Below are 19,931 nucleotides of genomic sequence, written 5' to 3'. Positions count from 1 at the left end.
TAAATGACCATCGCACGAGGCCGCGGCGATCAGTTCCTGCTGAAGAGTCGCAAAGTAGCCAGAATTCCAGTGAACGCGTTGGACCGCGCGGGCGAGCAGATGTCGTTCTACGCGCGCGCCATCGCGTGGACCCCTCGCACGCTGCATCGGTACCGGAAGGAGACGCTTCGACTACTCGCCGAAGTGACCTTCGGTAGCGGTGCGCTCGCAGTGATCGGCGGAACCATCGGCGTCATCGCGATGATGTCCGGATTCACGGGTGTCGTCGTCGGCCTCCAGGGCTTCGCCGCTCTGGAGCAGTTGGGTAGCTCGGTCCTGACCGGCTTCCTCTCCGCATACGTCAACACCCGTGAGATCGCTCCGATCGTTGCGGCTCTTGCGCTCTCGGCCACGGTGGGTTGTGGTTTCACCGCTCAACTCGGTGCCATGCGAATCTCCGAAGAGATCGACGCGCTCGAGGTCATGGCAGTTCCGTCGGTGCCGTTCCTGGTCACGACGCGCATGATCGCCGGCTTCGTCGCCGTCATCCCGCTGTACATCGTGGGTCTGCTTGCGGCGTACCTCGCCTCGAGAGTGATCAGCACGGTCTTCAACGGGCAGTCGACGGGTTCCTACGACCACTACTTCAACCTGTTCCTGCCACCGCAGGACGTGCTGTATTCGTTTGCGAAAGTCCTGGTATTCGCCTTCGTGCTGATCCTGATCCACTGCTACTACGGGTTCCATGCCTCAGGTGGTCCCGCAGGTGTCGGCGTGGCCGTCGGCCGCGCTGTTCGCGCCGCAATCGTGACGATCGCCGTTCTCGACTTCTTCCTCAGCCTCGCAATCTGGGGCACCACGACGACAGTGAGGGTGGCCGGATGATCGAGGCTCCGTCAGTCCTGCGCCGCCGTGTGCTCGGACTCGTGTTCTTCGTGGTGTTGGCATTGTTCCTGGCCTTCACCATCGGAACCTTCAACAAGACGTTCAAGGACGTCGTGAAGATCGACCTCGTGACCGACACAGTCGGAAATGCGTTGCCACCCAACGCGGACGTCAAGGTCCGTGGGCTGCTGGTCGGCGAGGTGCGATCCGCGTCGACGAAAGACGGCCAGGTCACCTCGGTCCTCGCGATCGAGCCGGACAAGGCTGATCTCATTCCGTCCAACGTCACGGCGCGTCTGCTCCCGAAGACGCTTTTCGGTGAGCGCTACGTCTCCCTGATCATTCCGGAGGGAACCACCGCGACCCCGATTTCCGCGGGAACGGTGATCCACCAGGACAAGAGCGGCAATGCTGTCGAGGTCGGCGACGTTCTGGACGGACTGCTCCCACTTCTGCAGGCGATTCCGCCGCAGGATCTGGCGAACACTCTCGGTTCTCTCGCGCAGGGTCTGACGGGACGCGGCGCCGAGCTCGGTCTGACGGTCGATCGTCTCGAGGAGATCTTCCGCGGCGTCAATACCGAACTGCCCGCGGTGCAAGAGGATCTGCGCAAGTTCGCGGACTTCTCCCAGACGTACTCGGACGCTGCGCCCGATCTGATCAACGCTCTCGACAATCTGCGGACCACGGGTAACACGGTGGTGCAGAAGCAGGACCAGTTGCGGACACTGCTGGCGTCGCTCACCGTGACATCGTCTGACACCGCAGCCTTCCTCGAAGCGAACTCGTCCTCGATCATCACGCTCGCTGCGGATTCGAAGGAAGCTCTCCAGCTTCTGGCCCAGTACTCCCCGACCTTCGGGTGCACGTTCAAGGGCTTCTCGGACACCGCTCCGGAAGCTGCCAAGATCCTGTCCACCGACGCGCCCAATCCTGGTGTGCGTGCGAGTATTCAGATCGTGAACCCCAAGGGTCGCTACCTGCCCAACCAAGACGAGCCACGGCTCGTCGACAACCGCGGCCCGGTTTGCTACGACAACGTCACCGAGCCCGGTCGTCCGTTCCCGCAGTACCCCGGCGGTTCGTACGGTGACGGTTCCTACCAGGTTCCTTCCCGCAATCCAGGTCCCGCCACCATGGAATTCCTGCCTGCACCCGAGGGCTCCGGACCTCAGTTGTTCTCGACCAACAACAGCGGTCCGGCTCAGCAGGCCGGCTACGCGGGCTCGAAACTCGAAGAGGATACGTTGAAGGTGATCTACGGACAGGCCAACGGTGTTGCGCCGGACGATGTTCCGGCGTGGACCACGATGGTCAGCGCTCCGGCATTCGCAGGTGCGGAGGTGAGCGTCCAATGAGAGGACTCGCAGCTCCGCTGACAAAGCTCATCATCTTCGTTGTGGTGACGGTCCTGGCGACAGGACTGCTGGCAGCCAGTATCGCCAACCTCGGCGGCGGTGGCGGCACCAAGTTCAACGCCGTCTTCTCCGACGTCACTTCGTTGAACGAGGGCGACGAGGTCCGCATTGCCGGTGTTCGTGTCGGCCAGGTCGAGAAGATTGCCATCGTCAACGACAACCAGGCCGAGGTCCAGTTCTCGGTGTCCGACCGTGATTGGTTGCCGGCCAGTTCCATCGCCACCATCCGGTTCCGCAACCTGGTGGGGCAGCGGTACATCTCGCTCTCGCAAGGTGAAGGCAGCCAAGGCAAGAAGATCACCGGCGGCGATACCCTGCCGCTGTCTCAGACGCGCCCGGCAGTCAACCTCACGACACTCTTCAACGGCTTCAAGCCGCTGTTCACCACCCTGAGCGCGGACGACGTCAACAAGCTGTCGTACCAGATCATCCAGGTCTTCCAAGGCGAATCGGGCACCATCAGTGAGCTCGTGCGCAACACCGCGAGCCTGACCAACACCGTCGCGGACAAGGACGCGGTCATCGGCGCGGTGATCAAGAACCTCAACGACGTTCTCGACACCGTCAACGCGAACGACAAGAACCTCGATTCACTGATCGTCAACACCCAGCAACTCGTCACCGGGTTGGCCAACGAGCGTGGGGTGGTCGGTTCGGCCGTCACCTCACTCGCCGGCCTGACCGACGCGACGGCAGACCTGCTCGAGCCGACGCGGCCGTCGATTCAGGGCTCGATCACGGCGCTCAACACATTGGCGACCACACTCAATCGTCGGAGTGACGACGTCAACGCGGTGCTCGAGACCTTGCCGGTCAAGCTCGAGAAGCTCGCACGCGTAGCGAGCTACGGTTCCTGGTTCCAGTTCTATCTGTGCGGAATCGACATCGTTGCCGGTCCAGGACAGTCTGCGTCGCTGAATCTGCCCACCGGCCTGCCGACGGTCAATCAGCCGATTTACACCAACGCGGCCACGCGATGCACTCAAGACGGTATGAGGGAGTTGCAAGGTCGATGAGTAAACGTCGCAGTCCGGCAATGGCCGGAGCCATCGGTATCTTCGTGGTGCTGCTGGCCACTTTGTCCGCGTTCTTCCTCGATTCGCTTCCGTTCGTGGGAGCAGGCTCGTCCTACTCCGCCGAGTTCTCCGAAGCCGCGGGTCTCAAGCCTGGTAACGAGGTTCGTATCGCCGGCGTGAAGGTCGGCAAGGTCACTTCCGTCGATCTCGACGGTGACCGTGTTCTCGTCGACTTCAAGGTCAGTGACGCGTGGGTGGGAGATCAAACCTCTGCGTCCATTCAGATCAAGACCATTCTGGGACAGAAGTACCTCGCCCTAGATCCGCGCGGAACCGACAACCTCGATCCCAAGGATCGGATTCCGCTCGAGCGCACCACATCTCCGTACGACGTCGTTCAGGCCTTCTCGGCCGCGGCGGACACCGTCGGCGACATCGACACCGACCAGTTGGCGAAGAGCATGGAGACGTTGTCCCAGGCATTCTCTGAGACACCTGGCGATGTCCGCGCTTCGCTCGACGGTGTCAGTCGGCTGTCGCAGACGATCGCGAGCCGCGATCAGGACTTGCAGAAGCTCTTCGCCGCCACCGGGAAGACGTCGCAGATTCTTGCTGACCGCAACAAGGAATTCACCCAGCTGATCCGAGACGGTGGACTACTGGTGCAGGAGCTCAACAATCGCCAGCAAGCGATTTCGCAGCTGCTCACCGGAACCCAGCGCGTCTCTCAGCAGCTCACCGGTCTCGTTCGTGACAACGAGGCGGCAATCGGGCCGGCGCTGACGCAGCTCAACGGCGTCATCGACATCCTGAAGGCAAACAACGAGAACCTGGACAAGGCACTGAAGCTCTACGAACCCTTCATTCGCTTGTATGCCAACGTGGTCGGCAACGGCCGTTGGTTCGACCAGGTCGTCGTGAACCTCCTTCCGCCGGGTCTGCCGGACATTCCGGGCTACCGTGACCCCGTTCGTACGTTGGGAGGCAACTGATGGCTGATACTGCCGAAGCCGGAAGCGGCTCCAAGAAGCGCTCGGTCGCGATCATCGCCGCTGTTCTGATCGGGTTACTCGTAATCGGTGGCGCGCTGTGGTGGGTGTTCACTCGCGCCGGAACCACCAAGATCACCGCCTACTTCGACAAGTCGGTGGGTATCTACGACGGCTCCGACGTTCGTGTTCTCGGTGTCAAGGTCGGCACCGTCGAATCCGTCGAACCCCAGGGAGATCAGGTCAAGGTCGAGCTGCGTGTCGATCGTGGGATCGACATTCCCGCGGGTGCCAGTGCCGCTCAGATCACGCCGTCGGTGGTTGCCGACCGCTACATCCAGCTGACACCGGTCTTCACCGGCGGCGACAAGATGGCCAGCGGTGCAGTAATTCCGATCGAGAAGACGGCGACGCCCGTCGAGGTCGACCAGTTGTACTCCAGCATCGACGAACTCGCGTCGGCTCTCGGTCCTGAAGGTGCCAACAAGAACGGAGCACTGTCCGATTTCGTCGAGACAGGTGCGGCCAACCTCGAGGGCAACGGTGAAGCGTTGGGAGACAGCATCACCAACCTCTCGGATGCCGCACGGACGCTCAACGATTCGCGTGACAACATCTCGCTCACCATCAAGAACCTGGATACTTTTGTGGGCGCTCTCGCGGCCAACGATCAGCAGGTGCGCCAGTTCAACACGCAGTTGTCGGACCTGACCGGATTCCTGGCAGGTGAGCGCGACGATCTCGGTGCCGCTCTGAACCAGCTCTCGATTGCGCTCGGCGACGTCGCGAAGTTCGTGGCCGACAACCGCGATCAACTGGTCCAGACAACCGAAGGTCTCGTCGAACCGACACAGACATTGGCGAACAACAAGGAAGCACTGGCCAACACGCTCACCATGCTTCCGCTGGCGATCTCCAACTTGGTCAACTCGTACGACGCCGAATCAGGTGTGCTGGCTTCACGTCTGGCGTTCCCTGATCTTCAGAACCCGGCCGGCGTGCTCTGCAAGTTGATGGACCTCGGCAAGCTGTTGCCCGGTGATCCGCGGTTCGAGGCATTGGGAAGGCAGATGCAACCGGCTATCGACCAGTGCGCAAACGTCGCTGCGATGACCGACGCAGCCAATCAGGCTGCAGGCCTGAACCTTCCCTTCGGCATCCTTGCCGGTTCCGAACGACAGATGCAGGTAGTTCCGGGCACTGTGCCCGGCGTCGTGTCACCGCGACTGACCAGTGGAAACGGGGAGGGCGAGTGAAGCGTTCGTTGATAGTCGGCGCCGGATTGTGCGCCGTCCTGATCTCGGCAACCGCCTGCTCGTCCGAGGGGATCTACGCTGTCCCGCTTCCCGGCGGTCCTGATGTGGGTTCCGATCCGATGCACTTGACCATTCAGTTCGACGACGTGCTCGACTTGGTTCCGCAGTCCGCTGTGAAGGTCGACGGCGTTCCCGTCGGTCGAGTCGACGACGTGTCGGTCGGACCGGACGGATGGACCGCGGACGTCGGAATCATCCTCGACTCGTCGGTTGATCTGCCCGCCAACGCAATTGCCGCGGTCGAGCAGACCAACCTGCTCGGCGAGAAGTTCATCCAGCTGTCGGCCCCGCCGTCCGGACCGGACTCTGCGAAGCTGGCCGACGGTGACCTCATTCCGCTGGATCGCACTCGCCACGCCACGGAGATCGAGCAGGTTCTCGGCGCATTGTCGCTGCTGCTCAACGGCGGCGGTGTGGGCCAGTTGCAGCCCATCGTCGAAGAACTCGGTGCCGCGTTCGACGGTCGCGAAGGCAAGACGAGAAGTCTTCTGGAGCAGGCGAACACACTCATCGGTGGACTCAACGAGCAGCGTGACGACATCACACGCGCCCTCGACGGCCTGGATGTGCTCTCGACTCGCGTCAACGATCAGAACGAGAAGATCGGGAAGATTCTCGAGGAACTCCCCGTTGCGACACAGGTTCTCAACGAGCAGCGTCCGCAGCTGACGCAGATGCTCGCTCAGGTGGATCGACTCGGAACAGTGGGAACCGACGTCCTCACACAGTCCAAGGACGATCTGATCGCTGATCTTCAGGCTCTGCGTCCGACGCTGCAGGCGCTCGCAGACTCCGGTGACGACTTCGTGGGGGCACTTCCGTTCCTTCCGACGTTCCCGTTCCCGGACGGTGTCGAGAAAATTGCACAGGGTGGTTCCGTCAACCTCTTCCTGAGTGTCGACCTGCAGATCGGCAATACACTCTCGGGTCTCGGTGTCGGGCAGGGAGAACCGGAATACCGCCAGCCCAAGTTCGGCAATCCCAAGCCGGTGGTCGACCCCTCCAACCCGTACTACAACGGCAACGGACCGCGACCGGGCTGGCCGACAGTGTCACTGCTGCCGATCGCTCCGATCCTGCCGCAGGTTCCCGTTGTCGCCGGCCTTCCCGCCACAACAGCGGGTGACCCGGCAACGCCGGCGCCCGCGGCGAACCCACTCAACCCCATCCAGGGAATGCTGGAACAGTTCGGAATCGGCGGTGATGGACAGTGAGATCAGCTCTGGTCAGATGGCAGCTCGTCGGCTTTGTCGTGGTTGCGCTCCTGGGTCTCATCTACGTCGGCGCCAAGTACGTGCGCCTGGACAACCTCATGGGGTTCGGTCAGTACACGGTCAAGACCGAATTGGCCACGTCCGGTGGAATTTTCACCAACGCCGAGGTGACGTATCGCGGCGTGCCGGTCGGGCGAGTGGGCGACATGTCGTTGACCGAGGACGGAATTCAGGTCGACCTGAAGATCGACAACAGTGCTCCGGAGATTCCCGCGTCGGCCCGTGCCGTCGTGGCCAACCGCTCCGCCATCGGTGAGCAGTACGTCGACCTTCAGCCCGATACCGACCAGGGACCGTTTCTCGAGGACGGCTCGGTGATCGCGGTGGGGGACACCACAACTCCGATCCCGATCGAGGATGTGCTGACCAGTGCCAACGGCTTGGTCAAGTCCGTGCCCGTCGACGCGCTCCACACCGTCGCCGTCGAACTCGGTGCAGCGTTCAACGGCAAGGGCGAGGACATTCAGGTCCTGGCCGATTCGCTGTCCGGCCTCTCGCAGTCCGGGCTCGACACTCTGCCTCAGACGCTCGCGCTGATTCGGAACAGTGAGACGGTATTGACGACGCAGTCGGATCAGTCCTCCGCGATCAAGCAGTTCAGTACCGATCTCGATGCTGTCACGGCGCAGTTGCGGACCAGTGATCCGGACATCCGTCGCTTGATCGACAACGGCATCCCGGCCAGCGATCAGATCGGTGCCCTCATCAACGAGGCGGGCCCGAGCCTGACGACTGACCTGACCAATCTTGCCGCGACCACCAAGACGCTTGCGCCGCGAACGATCGCGCTGCAGCCGTTCCTGATCTTCCTTCCCGGTCTGGCCGCTGCCGCACCGACGGTTGCTCCCGGCGACGGAACGGTCCATCAGGGCTTGGTGCTGGAGACCAACAATCCGCTCTCGTGCACGGTGGGTTACGAAGGCACCATGGCGATCCTGGACGAGATGAAGCGTCAGAATCCCAATTTCGACGACACCCAGCAGGACTTCCCGCTCAACACCGCCGCGTCGTGTGAGACGCCGCTGGGCAGCGAGACGGGCGTCCGCAGTGCCAACCGCGTGGTGTACGCCGATCCCGACACGATCCAGCCTTGGGACTTCAAGCCGAAGGTCGATCCGGACAAGTTGAACCTCAACCCGATCGCGACGCAGTTGGCGCCGTTGCTCGGAGTGACACCGAAGTAGACCGATCCGAATGTGGTCGAGTTTGTGCAGTTCAGGCTACTGAGTTGTGGCAGTTGACGATTCGCGGCCAGAGGCTGGGCAAAACAGGTAAGTAGGGTAGTGAGTGTGATTCAGAGAAACAGTTCCCCGCAGTCCGGCGGGCCCGAGCAAGTGGAATCGGGAGCGCCGACAACCGGTAGACCGAAGGGGCTGACAGCGTCTCTGATTGCGGTCGGTGTCTTGCTTCTGGCGGCCGTGGTTGCGCTCGGTGTGTTCGGCGTCCCGTACGTTCGGGCGCTCACCACCGACCGCACCACCGCCGAGATGCGTGACGACGCGCTTATCGGTGCGCAGCAAGTCGCGATCAACCTCAACAACGCGGATTCGGCCAATCTCGACCAGTCGATCGAGAACATGCGTTCTTCGGTGACCGGTGACGAGATGACGACGTATCTGCAGACCGTTCAGGATTCCATCACAGACGAGTTGCGTAACTCGGGCTCGAAGGCTGACACCGAAGTCGTTCAGTCCGCGCTGACCGAGCTCAATACCGATGACCGGACCGCCACGGCACTGGTCGTCGTTCGAGTCACCACGACCCAGGGCAACCAGTTCGTCAAGAATCAGCTCGGCATGCGGCTGGGCATGGTCGAGGTCGACGGGGTCTGGAAGGCTCAGTCGGCTGATCCGATCGGCTCTCGGCTCGATCTCGGCTCCGGCACCCTGCCGGCCACCGACGGCTCCACGCCTGCTCCTGACGCAACGCCCGCACCCGGTTCGGGGACCGAGGCACCTGCCTCCGGTGCTCCCGCACCGACAACCGAGGGTGGTGATTCCGGTGGCCAGTAGTTCGTCGAACCTGCACACCGACATCCCTCGAAGGAGAAGCGCGTAATGCCACCCAAACGTCGTACCGGCGGACCGTCCTCCCCGCAGAACCGTCGGCCGAAGATCGCGGGAAGCGCTCGCTCGCTCAACGTCCCCGCGGGGACGTCCGATTCGGATCCGGTCGAGCCCACGATCGAACAGCCGGAAGAGGAAACACAGGAGGCTGTGAAGCCGGAGGTTGCGAAGCCGGAGGTTGCGAAGCCGACGCTCACGAAGGCAGAGTCCGGAGACATCGAGCCGCCGAAGACGGAAACCGACGCTCCGGAATCCACACCGGGCCCCGATCTGACCAAACCGGCGAAAACCGTCGCAGACGAGCCCAAGGCCCCTGCTACCTCGGAGACGGGCGCGGGGGAGTCGGCGACAACACCTACACAATCCAAGGCCGGTTGGCGCCTGGTCGCGATCCTGGGGGCCGCAGCGGTCATCGTCGCGATCCTCGCCGGCATCGCCTTCTTCAAAGTCGGCGCGAAGACGGACGACATCGCCTGGGTGGACGAAGGCGCCACGGCTGAGGTTCTTCGTGTGACGCCGTCGGCGTTGGCTGCAGTCTTCACGTTCTCTCCCGACACGTTCGACGCCGATTTCGACAAGGGTGTCCAGGGCCTGAACCAGTCGATGCGCGATCAGCTGACGCAGTACAAGGACACGCAGAAGGCCGGCGTCGAACAAACCCAGACGGCAACGACCGCTGATGTCCCGCTGATCGGGATCACACGGCTCGAGAAGGACCGAGCACAGTTGCTCGCCCAACTGAACGTCAGCTCGACGCAGAACGGCGTGGCGGCAGACTCTCGCTCCGGAATGGTCATCGTGAGTCTGGAGAAGCAGGACGGAAACTGGCTGATCTCGGAGATTCGCGACCAGTAGCTCGGAGATTCGCGACCAGTAGCACCCTGCGCACCAGCGCGAAGATCTGGATCGACGCACGATGTCGGTCCAGATTTTTCGTATGTGACGCCGCTGCTGGCTACACTCCCGGTGGCAGTGTTCGAATGCGCGTCACGAATGTTCGAATGCTGCGACACGCGCTCTCGCCCTTGACGGAGCGGTCCGCAAGGTCCACTCTGATCGGTGAACATGCACGGACGAGTGATCGGCAGTCTCACGTCAGTATCTGAATTCGACCCTCAGTTACACCCGACTCGACATTTCCAGAGTAAGGGTGTACTTTTGGACGTTGCGCTGGCTGCCTCCTGTCCACCCCTCGTCTCAACCGCTGCGAAGTCAAGTACTTCTTGCTTTCTGCGACGGGTTTCGTTCGGGTTGTAACCAGCGAAATTCGAAGCAGATACAGCGGCGGTCGCAACAGCACGGAGCGGCCCGCGTGAGGTGCTGGAAGGACGCATCTTGGCAGTCTCTAGCCAGACCAAGGCAGTTTCCGGAATCCCCGGAGCCCCGAAGAGGGTTTCGTTCGCGAAAGTTCGCGAACCCCTCGAAGTTCCCGGGCTTCTTGACGTACAGACAGATTCGTTCGAGTGGCTGATCGGCGCGCAGAGTTGGCGTGAACGAGCAGCGGCACTCGGCGACAATGCAGTGTCCGGTGGTCTCGAGGACATCCTCGCGGAGCTTTCTCCGATCGAGGATTTCAACGGCACTATGTCGCTGTCCTTCTCCGACCCTCGATTCGACGAGGTCAAGGCCTCGACGGACGAGTGCAAAGACAAGGACATGACCTACGCGGCGCCGTTGTTCGTCACCGCGGAGTTCATCAACAACAACACTGGTGAGATCAAGAGCCAGACGGTCTTCATGGGAGATTTCCCGATGATGACCGACAAGGGCACCTTCATCATCAACGGCACCGAGCGTGTGGTCGTCTCGCAGCTCGTGCGTTCCCCCGGTGTGTACTTCGACATGAGCGTCGACAAGAGCACCGAGAAGGATCTGCACAGCGTCAAGGTGATCCCGGGTCGCGGCGCATGGCTCGAGTTCGACGTCGACAAGCGCGACACCGTTGGTGTCCGTATCGACCGCAAGCGTCGTCAGCCTGTCACCGTCCTGCTCAAGGCACTCGGCTGGACCACCGAGCAGATCACGGAGCGCTTCGGCTTCTCCGAGATCCTCATGGCCACGCTGGAGAAGGACAACACCGCCGGCACCGATGAGGCGTTGCTCGACATCTACCGCAAGCTGCGTCCGGGCGAGCCCCCCACCAAGGAGAGCGCGCAGACCCTGCTGGAGAACCTGTTCTTCAAGGACAAGCGCTACGACCTCGCTCGCGTGGGTCGTTACAAGATCAACAAGAAGCTCGGCCTGAACGCGGGTCAGCCGATCGTTGCATCCACGCTCACCGAAGAAGACATCGTCGCCACCGTCGAGTACCTCGTGCGTCTGCACGCAGGTGACACCTCGATGACGGCTCCGGGCGGCGTCGAGGTTCCCGTCGAGGTCGACGACATCGACCACTTCGGCAACCGTCGTCTGCGTACCGTCGGCGAGCTCATCCAGAACCAGATCCGCGTGGGCCTGTCCCGCATGGAGCGTGTGGTTCGTGAGCGCATGACCACACAGGACGTCGAGGCAATCACGCCTCAGACGCTGATCAACATCCGTCCCGTCGTCGCTGCGATCAGGGAGTTCTTCGGAACCTCCCAGCTGTCGCAGTTCATGGACCAGAACAACCCGCTGTCGGGGCTGACGCACAAGCGTCGTCTGTCCGCCCTCGGCCCGGGTGGTCTGTCCCGTGAGCGCGCCGGCCTCGAGGTACGCGACGTTCACCCGTCGCACTACGGCCGCATGTGCCCGATCGAGACCCCGGAAGGCCCGAACATCGGCCTGATCGGTTCGCTGTCGGTCTACGCCCGCGTCAACCCGTTCGGTTTCATCGAGACCCCGTACCGTCGCGTCGTCGACGGACAGGTGACCGACGAGGTCGACTACCTGACCGCTGACGAAGAAGACCGCCACGTGGTCGCGCAGGCCAACTCGGCCATCGACCGCGAGGGTCGCTTCACCGACTCGAAGATTCTCGTCCGCCGTAAGGGTGGCGAGGTCGAGTTCGTCGCGTCCTCGGATATCGACTACATGGACGTTTCGCCGCGTCAGATGGTGTCCGTCGCAACCGCGATGATTCCGTTCCTCGAGCACGACGATGCAAACCGTGCCCTGATGGGCGCGAACATGCAGCGTCAGGCTGTCCCGCTGGTTCGCAGCGAGGCACCTCTCGTTGGTACCGGCATGGAGCTGCGTGCAGCTGTGGATGCCGGCGACGTCATCATCACCGAGAAGACCGGTGTCGTGGAGGAGATCTCCGCGGACTACGTCACGGTGATGGCTGACGACGGAAGCCGCAAGACGTACCGGATGCGCAAGTTCGCGCGTTCCAACCAGGGCACGTGCGCCAACCAGCGTCCGATCGTGGACGAGGGACAGCGTGTCGAGGCCGGCCAGGTTCTGGCCGACGGCCCTTGCACCGAGAACGGTGAGATGGCGCTGGGCAAGAACTTGCTCGTCGCGATCATGCCGTGGGAAGGCCACAACTACGAGGACGCGATCATTCTGTCGCAGCGTCTCGTGGAAGAGGACGTCCTGACCTCGATTCACATCGAGGAGCACGAGATCGATGCCCGCGACACCAAGCTCGGTGCCGAGGAAATCACTCGCGACATCCCGAACGTCTCCGACGAGGTCCTCGCCGACCTCGACGAGCGCGGCATCATCCGTATCGGTGCCGAGGTTCGTGACGGCGACGTGCTGGTCGGAAAGGTCACGCCGAAGGGCGAGACCGAGCTGACCCCCGAAGAGCGCCTCCTTCGCGCCATCTTCGGTGAGAAGGCTCGCGAGGTTCGTGACACGTCCCTCAAGGTTCCTCACGGTGAGACCGGCAAGGTCATCGGAATCCGCGTGTTCTCGCGTGACGAAGACGACGATCTGCCTCCCGGTGTCAACGAGCTGGTCCGCGTCTACGTGGCACAGAAGCGCAAGATCCAGGACGGCGACAAGCTCGCCGGCCGCCACGGTAACAAGGGCGTCATCGGCAAGATCCTGCCGCAGGAAGACATGCCGTTCCTCTCGGACGGCACGCCTGTCGACATCATCTTGAACACGCACGGCGTCCCGCGTCGTATGAACATCGGTCAGGTCTTGGAGACCCACCTCGGGTGGATCGGCAAGACCGGGTGGAACGTTCAGATCGCGTCCGACGGCTCTCGTCCCGACTGGGCTGCGACCCTGCCGGAAGAGATGCTGTCCGCTCCGGCCGACTCGAACATCGCCACCCCGGTGTTCGACGGTGCGAAGGAAGACGAGCTCACCGGTCTCCTCGGCGCGACGCTGCCGAACCGTGACGGCGAGCAGATGGTCGGACCCGACGGAAAGGCCACCTTGTTCGACGGCCGCTCCGGCGAGCCGTTCCCGTACCCGGTCTCGGTCGGTTACATGTACATCATCAAGCTGCACCACTTGGTCGACGACAAGATCCACGCTCGTTCGACCGGTCCGTACTCGATGATCACGCAGCAGCCTCTCGGTGGTAAGGCCCAGTTCGGTGGCCAGCGCTTCGGTGAGATGGAGTGCTGGGCGATGCAGGCCTACGGCGCGGCTTACACGCTGCAGGAACTGCTGACCATCAAGTCTGACGACGTGGTCGGTCGAGTCAAGGTGTACGAAGCCATCGTCAAGGGCGAGAACATCCCCGAACCCGGCATCCCCGAGTCGTTCAAGGTGCTCCTCAAGGAGCTCCAGTCGCTCTGCCTCAACGTGGAGGTGCTGTCCTCGGACGGCGCGGCCATCACGATGGCGGACGGCGACGACGAGGACTTGGAGCGGGCCGCAGCGAACCTGGGCATCAACCTGTCCAGGAACGAAGCTGCGACGGTCGACGACCTCGCGAACTAGGTTTCGGTCCCCGGGTTGCTCTTGAAAGAGCGGCCCGGGGGCGTAGTTCACATTTGAATTGGCAGTCAGGTTGCCGGGTGACCGGCAACCGTAACCCCAACGGGGAAAGGAAGTTACGTGCTCGACGTCAACTTCTTCGATGAACTCCGCATTGGCTTGGCCAGTGCAGAGGACATCCGCAATTGGTCCTACGGCGAGGTCAAGAAGCCGGAGACCATCAACTACCGCACGCTCAAGCCCGAGAAGGACGGCCTCTTCTGCGAGAAGATCTTCGGCCCCACTCGGGACTGGGAGTGCTACTGCGGTAAGTACAAGCGTGTCCGCTTCAAGGGCATCATCTGTGAGCGCTGTGGCGTCGAGGTCACTCGCGCCAAGGTTCGTCGTGAGCGCATGGGTCACATCGAACTGGCCGCACCGGTCACGCACATCTGGTACTTCAAGGGTGTTCCGAGCCGTCTCGGTTACCTGCTCGACCTGGCTCCGAAGGATCTCGAAAAGATCATCTACTTCGCTGCCTACGTCATCGTCGGTGTCGACGAGGAGCTCCGTCACAACGAGCTGTCCACCCTCGAAGCCGAGATGCAGGTCGAGAAGAAGACCGTCGCAGATCAGCGCGACGCCGATCTCGAGGCACGTGCGCAGAAGCTCGAAGCCGACATCGCCGAGCTCGAGGCAGAGGGCGCGAAGTCCGATGTCCGCCGCAAGGTCAAGGACGGCGGCGAGCGCGAAATGCGTCAGCTCCGTGACCGCGCGCAGCGTGAGCTGGATCGTCTCGACGAGATCTGGACCACCTTCACCAAGCTGAGCGTCAAGCAGCTCATCATCGACGAGCTCCTGTACCGCGAGCTGGTCGACCGTTACGGCGAGTACTTCACGGGTGCGATGGGCGCAGAGTCCATCCAGATCCTGATGCAGAACTTCGACCTCGACGCCGAGGCAGAGTCTCTCCGCGAGACCATCCGCAGCGGCAAGGGCCAGAAGAAGCTGCGTGCACTCAAGCGCCTCAAGGTGGTTGCGGCATTCCAGACCAACGGCAACTCGCCGATGGGCATGGTCCTCAACGCTGTTCCGGTGATCCCGCCGGAGCTTCGCCCGATGGTTCAGCTCGACGGTGGACGTTTCGCGACGTCCGACCTCAACGACCTGTACCGCCGCGTCATCAACCGCAACAACCGCCTCAAGCGACTGATCGACCTCGGTGCTCCCGAGATCATCGTCAACAACGAGAAGCGGATGCTGCAGGAGTCGGTCGACGCCCTGTTCGACAACGGTCGTCGTGGACGTCCGGTCACCGGACCGGGTAACCGCCCGCTGAAGTCCCTGAGCGATCTGCTCAAGGGCAAGCAGGGTCGCTTCCGTCAGAACCTGCTCGGTAAGCGCGTCGACTACTCGGGTCGTTCCGTCATCGTCGTCGGTCCTCAGCTCAAGCTGCACCAGTGTGGTCTGCCCAAGCTGATGGCTCTCGAGCTGTTCAAGCCGTTCGTGATGAAGCGTCTGGTCGATCTGAACCACGCGCAGAACATCAAGTCGGCAAAGCGCATGGTCGAGCGCAAGCGCGTCCAGGTGTGGGACGTCCTCGAAGAGGTCATCGCCGAGCACCCCGTGCTGCTCAACCGTGCACCTACGCTGCACCGTCTGGGTATCCAGGCATTCGAGCCGCAGCTCGTCGAGGGCAAGGCCATTCAGCTCCACCCGCTGGTGTGTGAGGCCTTCAACGCCGACTTCGACGGTGACCAGATGGCTGTTCACCTCCCGCTGTCGGCAGAGGCTCAGGCCGAGGCACGCATCCTGATGCTGTCCTCGAACAACATCCTCTCGCCTGCTTCGGGTCGCCCGCTCGCCATGCCGCGTCTGGACATGGTCACGGGTCTGTTCCACCTGACCCGTCTCGACGAGGGTGTCACCGGTGAGCTCGTTGCTCCGACCAACGACGAGGCAGAGCAGGGCGTGTACTCCTCGCCCGCCGAGGCTCAGATGGCAGTCGACCGCGGCGCGCTCTCGGTTCAGGCTCAGATCAAGGTGCGTCTGACGCAGCAGCGTCCGCCGCGCGACCTCGAGAACGAACTGTTCCCCGAGGGCTGGAACTACGGTGACGGCTGGACCGCCACCACGACACTCGGCCGTGTGCTCTTCAACGAGCTGCTTCCGGCGGACTACCCGTTCGTCAACGAGCAGATGCCGAAGAAGCGCCAGGCGACGATCATCAACGATCTCGCCGAGCGGTACCCGATGATCGTGGTTGCTCAGACCGTCGACAAGCTCAAGGACGTCGGGTTCTACTGGGCCACCCGTTCGGGTGTCACGGTCTCGATCTCCGACGTGCTCGTGCCGCCGGAGAAGCCTGCCATCATCGAGGACTTCGAGGCTCAGGCCGACAAGATCGAGAAGCAGTACCAGCGTGGTGCTCTGGACAAGAAGGAGCGCAACAGCGCTCTGGTCACCATTTGGCAGGAAGCGACCGACAAGGTCGGCAAGGCCATGGAGGCTCACTTCCCCGACAGCAACCCGATCCCGATGATCGTGAAGTCCGGCGCAGCCGGCAACATGACTCAGGTTCGCTCGCTCGCCGGTATGAAGGGCCTGGTGACAAACCCGAAGGGTGAGTTCATCCCGCGTCCGATCAAGTCTTCCTTCAAGGAAGGCCTGACCGTTCTCGAGTACTTCATCAACACGCACGGTGCTCGTAAGGGTCTGGCCGATACCGCACTCCGCACCGCCGACTCGGGTTACCTGACCCGTCGTCTGGTGGACGTTTCGCAGGACGTCATCGTCCGCGAGGTCGACTGTGGAACAGAGCGCGGCATCGTCACCACGATCGCCGAGAAGCAGGCCGACGGCACGATGATCCGCGATGCTCACGTGGAGACCAGCACGTACGCCCGTACCTTGGCGGCCGATGCAGTCGACGCGAACGGCACCGTCATCGTCGAGCGTGGCCACGATCTCGGTGACCCCGCGATCGATGCTCTGCTCGAAGCCGGCATCACGACGGTCAAGGTCCGCTCGGTCCTGACCTGCACCACCGGCACCGGCGTTTGCGCCACTTGCTACGGCCGCTCGATGGCCACCGGCAAGCTGGTCGACATCGGTGAGGCTGTCGGTATCGTCGCCGCACAGTCGATCGGTGAGCCCGGTACCCAGCTGACCATGCGTACCTTCCACCAGGGTGGTGTCGCAGGAGATGACATCACCGGCGGTCTGCCGCGTGTCCAGGAGCTGTTCGAGGCACGTGTGCCCAAGGGCAAGGCTCCTATCGCGGACGTCACCGGTCGGGTACAGCTCGAAGACGGCGATCGTTTCTACAAGATCACCATCGTTCCGGACGACGGCGGCGAAGAGGTTGTCTACGACAAGCTCAGCAAGCGTCAGCGTCTGCGTGTCTTCAAGCATGCCGACGGTCGCGAAAGCCTCTTGGCTGACGGTGACCACGTCGAGGTCGGACAGCAGCTCATGGAAGGTGCTGCCGATCCCCACGAGGTCCTGCGAGTCATGGGTCCGCGTCAGGTTCAGATCCACTTGGTCAACGAGGTCCAGGAGGTGTACCGGAGCCAGGGTGTGTCGATCCACGACAAGCACATCGAGGTCATCGTGCGCCAGATGCTTCGTCGCGTGACGATCATCGATTCCGGTGCCACCGAGTTCCTGCCCGGTTCGCTCACCGAGCGCGCCGAGTTCGAGTCGGCAAACCGCCGCGTTGTCGCCGAGGGTGGCGAGCCCGCAGCCGGCCGTCCGGTGCTCATGGGTATCACGAAGGCGTCGCTCGCGACGGATTCGTGGCTGTCCGCGGCATCGTTCCAGGAGACCACTCGTGTCTTGACCGACGCGGCTATCAACTGCCGCTCGGACAAGCTGATCGGTCTGAAGGAAAATGTCATCATCGGCAAGCTGATCCCTGCCGGTACCGGTATCAACCGTTACCGCAACATCCAGGTTCAGCCCACCGAAGAGGCACGCGCCGCTGCTTACGCAGTGCCGTCGTACGACGACCAGTACTACAGCCCGGACGGCTTCGGCCAGAACACCGGTGCTGCAGTTCCGCTGGACGACTACGGCTTCAGCAACGACTACCGCTAAGCGTTAGTTCGTAGAAAATCCCCCCACTTCGAAAGAGGTGGGGGGATTTTTCATGTCAGGAGTGGGACGTTTTCAGGAGTTGCTGCCGCTGAGGTCCGGGATGACGATCTCCTGGACGGCCCACTTGTTCCCGTCGGGGTCGGCGAAGTAGATGAACCGCCCCCAGGCCTGGTCGTCGATCGGGCTGATGTCGATGCCGCGGCTCTTGAACTCGCGCTCGGCCTCTTCGATGTCCTTGACCACTACCTGCATGCCGACGACCGAGCCGGGCTCGGCGTCGGTGATTCCCTTGCCGATGCAGATCGAGCAGGCCGAACCGGGAGGGGTCAGCTGGACGAATCGCAGGTCTTCGCTGACCGTGTGATCGTGGTCGGCATTGAATCCGAGGCGGACGTAGAAGTCCTTGGCGCGGTCGATGTCGGTGACGGGAATGGCGACCAGTTCGAGCTTGATGTCCATGACGTGCCCTTCATGTGATGGTGAATTCCGGCGACAGGTCCAGTGTTGCGGGTATTGCGGTCAGAAACGGTCCTCGTTTGGCGTCCGGATGAAACTTTCCGAATTCCTTGTTGCTCCGAGGGTGCTTCTCTCACTGCTCGACCGATCCCGAACCAGGAGCGGATACCCCGACTCCGCAGCTCTGACGCATTCCGTCGAACGTGCCGCGCACGCCGACGCTCTCGGCTACCACCGGTTCTGGGTGGCCGAGCATCACGCGGTTCCCGGGATCGGGAGCGGGTCGCCGGCAGTACTGCTTGCCGCGATCGGCGCGCATACGCGCGATATCAGACTCGGCAGCGGTGGGGTCATGCTGCCGAATCACCAACCGCTGATCGTTGCCGAGCAGTTCCTGATGCTGGAGGCTCTGTACCCGGGGCGAATCGATCTCGGCCTCGGCCGATCGCTGGGATTCACGGAGCCTGTTCGTCAGGCACTACGACGTGGCAAGGACGCTCCGGACACGTTTGTGTCGGACCTGGACGAGGTGAGGCGTTATCTGGACGGTTCCGCGGCAGTGACGGCACGGCCGGCGTCGCAGACTGGAGTCCCGATCTTCGTGCTGGCGACGCGCACAGGTCTGAAAGTGGCAGCGCAGCTGGGGCTTCCGGTGGTCGTGGGTGGGCCGATACTCGGAATTGGGAGCACCGACCGGGTGGAGGCATTGGACGAGTACCGCCGAGCTTTCCGGCCCACCGACACGCATCCCGAACCTTATGTGGTGGTTTCTCTCGAAGTGGCGGTTGCCGATTCCACCGACGCGGCGCGTGAGTTGCTGATCCCGGAGGCATACGCGCTCGCAGAATCGTCACGGACGGGGGAGTTTCCGCCGCTCGCGTCGCTGGACGAGATCAGGCGTGCTCCGCGCAGTGATCGAAACGCCAGGCGGATCGAGTCGTTCATGGCGTCGGCGCTGCACGGCACACCCGTCGAGGTGAAACAGCAACTTCACGATCTCGCCGAACGGACCGGTGCCGACGAAGTGTTGGCGTCGACATCGACGTACGACCGTGACGCGCTTGCACTTTCGGACCGCCTATTGCGTGAGGTGGTTTAGCAGTGTGGTTGATCTAACGGGGCACGTGAAACTCGAGCAGAGTGGCGACGGAGTCGTCAAGTTCGGTCCACGGCACCGGTACGGAGAGGACGGCGATCGCCGAAGTCGGGAACTTGTCGCGGATACGTTGGGCCGCTTCGGAGTTTTCGTTCGATGCGAGATCGAGTGCAGTCCAGGGAATTCCGGGTTCGTGTCCGACAATCAGGAGCGTCTTGACGTGGTCGGACGTGGTTCGCGCAGCTGCAATGACGTCTGCGGGTGAGCCGCCGTAGATGGACTTCTCGAACCCGGCGGGAGCTTCGATTCCCGTCGAGGCAAGGGTTTCGACGGTCCGCCGGGAGGTGGAGCACAGAACGGCGTCGACGGGCGGGACGTTTTCGCGGATCCATTCGCCGCCGATGCGGGCCTCGCGCAGGCCCCGTTCGGCGAGCGGACGCTCGTGATCACGGATGCCCTCGGGGTAGCTGGACTTGCCGTGTCGCATGAGGACGAGGGTGCGGTGGTCGGCCATGCGTTCACGGTATCCGCTTTGTGC

14 protein-coding genes are annotated in these 19,931 nt (G+C 62.6%); 12 read left to right on the top strand and 2 right to left on the bottom strand.

Going from position 1 to position 19,931, the window contains the following annotated elements; all coding sequences use genetic code 11:
* Window positions 1-3 precede the first annotated feature (3 nt).
* From G9U53_RS28495 to G9U53_RS28445, 11 genes are all read left to right on the top strand, one after another.
* Window positions 4-864 carry an ABC transporter permease gene (locus G9U53_RS28495; RefSeq protein WP_003941894.1) on the top strand — a complete coding sequence of 287 codons (861 nt, stop codon included), beginning with the start codon at window positions 4-6 and terminating at the stop codon, window positions 862-864.
* On the top strand, window positions 861-2,222 hold the full coding sequence (locus tag G9U53_RS28490) for an MCE family protein (RefSeq protein ID WP_003942007.1): 1,362 nt from the start codon (window positions 861-863) through the stop codon (window positions 2,220-2,222). The genes G9U53_RS28495 and G9U53_RS28490 overlap by 4 nt, the downstream gene beginning before the upstream one ends.
* Window positions 2,219-3,298 (top strand): MlaD family protein, encoded by a 1,080-nt coding sequence (locus G9U53_RS28485; RefSeq protein ID WP_003941932.1) that lies wholly within the window; start codon window positions 2,219-2,221, stop codon window positions 3,296-3,298. The genes G9U53_RS28490 and G9U53_RS28485 overlap by 4 nt, the downstream gene beginning before the upstream one ends.
* The gene (locus G9U53_RS28480) at window positions 3,295-4,290 is read left to right on the top strand and encodes an MCE family protein (RefSeq protein ID WP_003942053.1); all 996 of its coding nucleotides are present in this window, start codon (window positions 3,295-3,297) and stop codon (window positions 4,288-4,290) included. The genes G9U53_RS28485 and G9U53_RS28480 overlap by 4 nt, the downstream gene beginning before the upstream one ends.
* Entirely contained in the window at window positions 4,290-5,543 is a 1,254-nt protein-coding gene (locus tag G9U53_RS28475; protein ID WP_003941941.1) for an MCE family protein, read from the top strand. Before G9U53_RS28480 ends, G9U53_RS28475 begins: the two co-directional genes overlap by 1 nt.
* Complete coding sequence (locus tag G9U53_RS28470) at window positions 5,540-6,817, top strand: MCE family protein (protein ID WP_003941859.1); 1,278 nt, start codon at window positions 5,540-5,542, stop codon at window positions 6,815-6,817. Before G9U53_RS28475 ends, G9U53_RS28470 begins: the two co-directional genes overlap by 4 nt.
* Window positions 6,814-8,061 (top strand): MCE family protein, encoded by a 1,248-nt coding sequence (locus tag G9U53_RS28465; protein ID WP_003942085.1) that lies wholly within the window; start codon window positions 6,814-6,816, stop codon window positions 8,059-8,061. Before G9U53_RS28470 ends, G9U53_RS28465 begins: the two co-directional genes overlap by 4 nt.
* Before the next feature lie 105 nt (window positions 8,062-8,166).
* Window positions 8,167-8,889, top strand: coding sequence for a hypothetical protein (locus G9U53_RS28460; RefSeq protein ID WP_228232522.1), 723 nt, complete (start codon window positions 8,167-8,169; stop codon window positions 8,887-8,889).
* A gap of 45 nt (window positions 8,890-8,934) precedes the next feature.
* Window positions 8,935-9,798 (top strand): hypothetical protein, encoded by an 864-nt coding sequence (locus tag G9U53_RS28455; RefSeq protein WP_070162598.1) that lies wholly within the window; start codon window positions 8,935-8,937, stop codon window positions 9,796-9,798.
* A 462-nt stretch (window positions 9,799-10,260) separates the two neighbouring features.
* Window positions 10,261-13,767 carry a DNA-directed RNA polymerase subunit beta gene (gene rpoB / locus G9U53_RS28450; RefSeq protein ID WP_003942068.1) on the top strand — a complete coding sequence of 1,169 codons (3,507 nt, stop codon included), beginning with the start codon at window positions 10,261-10,263 and terminating at the stop codon, window positions 13,765-13,767.
* Between the two features lie 117 nt (window positions 13,768-13,884).
* Complete coding sequence (locus G9U53_RS28445; protein WP_003941914.1) at window positions 13,885-17,841, top strand: DNA-directed RNA polymerase subunit beta'; 3,957 nt, start codon at window positions 13,885-13,887, stop codon at window positions 17,839-17,841.
* A 72-nt stretch (window positions 17,842-17,913) separates the two neighbouring features.
* Here G9U53_RS28445 and G9U53_RS28440 read toward each other — a convergent pair whose 3' ends face one another.
* Window positions 17,914-18,300 carry a glyoxalase superfamily protein gene (locus G9U53_RS28440; RefSeq protein WP_003942070.1) on the bottom strand — a complete coding sequence of 129 codons (387 nt, stop codon included), beginning with the start codon at window positions 18,298-18,300 and terminating at the stop codon, window positions 17,914-17,916.
* Window positions 18,301-18,388: 88 nt separating this feature from the next.
* Between G9U53_RS28440 and G9U53_RS28435 the strand changes: the two genes are divergently transcribed.
* A complete protein-coding gene (locus G9U53_RS28435; RefSeq protein WP_165639674.1) occupies window positions 18,389-19,396 on the top strand; it encodes an LLM class flavin-dependent oxidoreductase in 1,008 nt (335 codons plus the stop codon).
* A gap of 13 nt (window positions 19,397-19,409) precedes the next feature.
* Here G9U53_RS28435 and G9U53_RS28430 read toward each other — a convergent pair whose 3' ends face one another.
* Window positions 19,410-19,907, bottom strand: coding sequence for a histidine phosphatase family protein (locus G9U53_RS28430; protein ID WP_007728426.1), 498 nt, complete (start codon window positions 19,905-19,907; stop codon window positions 19,410-19,412).
* Window positions 19,908-19,931: the final 24 nt, after the last annotated feature.

The sequence above is a fragment of the Rhodococcus sp. D-46 genome (assembly GCF_011290655.1).
GTDB classification, from domain to species: domain Bacteria; phylum Actinomycetota; class Actinomycetes; order Mycobacteriales; family Mycobacteriaceae; genus Rhodococcus_F; species Rhodococcus_F qingshengii.
This window is presented reverse-complemented; position numbering and strand designations above follow the sequence as displayed.

Bases quoted from the DNA above. Each gene is read 5' to 3' on its own strand.
- G9U53_RS28495 (WP_003941894.1), top strand. From the start codon at position 4: ATGACCATCGCACGAGGCCGCGGCGATCAGTTCCTGCTGAAGAGTCGC.
- G9U53_RS28490 (WP_003942007.1), top strand. From the start codon at position 861: ATGATCGAGGCTCCGTCAGTCCTGCGCCGCCGTGTGCTCGGACTCGTG.
- G9U53_RS28485 (WP_003941932.1), top strand. From the start codon at position 2,219: ATGAGAGGACTCGCAGCTCCGCTGACAAAGCTCATCATCTTCGTTGTG.
- G9U53_RS28480 (WP_003942053.1), top strand. From the start codon at position 3,295: ATGAGTAAACGTCGCAGTCCGGCAATGGCCGGAGCCATCGGTATCTTC.
- G9U53_RS28475 (WP_003941941.1), top strand. From the start codon at position 4,290: ATGGCTGATACTGCCGAAGCCGGAAGCGGCTCCAAGAAGCGCTCGGTC.
- G9U53_RS28455 (WP_070162598.1), top strand. From the start codon at position 8,935: ATGCCACCCAAACGTCGTACCGGCGGACCGTCCTCCCCGCAGAACCGT.
- G9U53_RS28440 (WP_003942070.1), bottom strand. From the start codon at position 18,300: ATGGACATCAAGCTCGAACTGGTCGCCATTCCCGTCACCGACATCGAC.
- G9U53_RS28435 (WP_165639674.1), top strand. From the start codon at position 18,389: ATGAAACTTTCCGAATTCCTTGTTGCTCCGAGGGTGCTTCTCTCACTG.
- G9U53_RS28430 (WP_007728426.1), bottom strand. From the start codon at position 19,907: ATGGCCGACCACCGCACCCTCGTCCTCATGCGACACGGCAAGTCCAGC.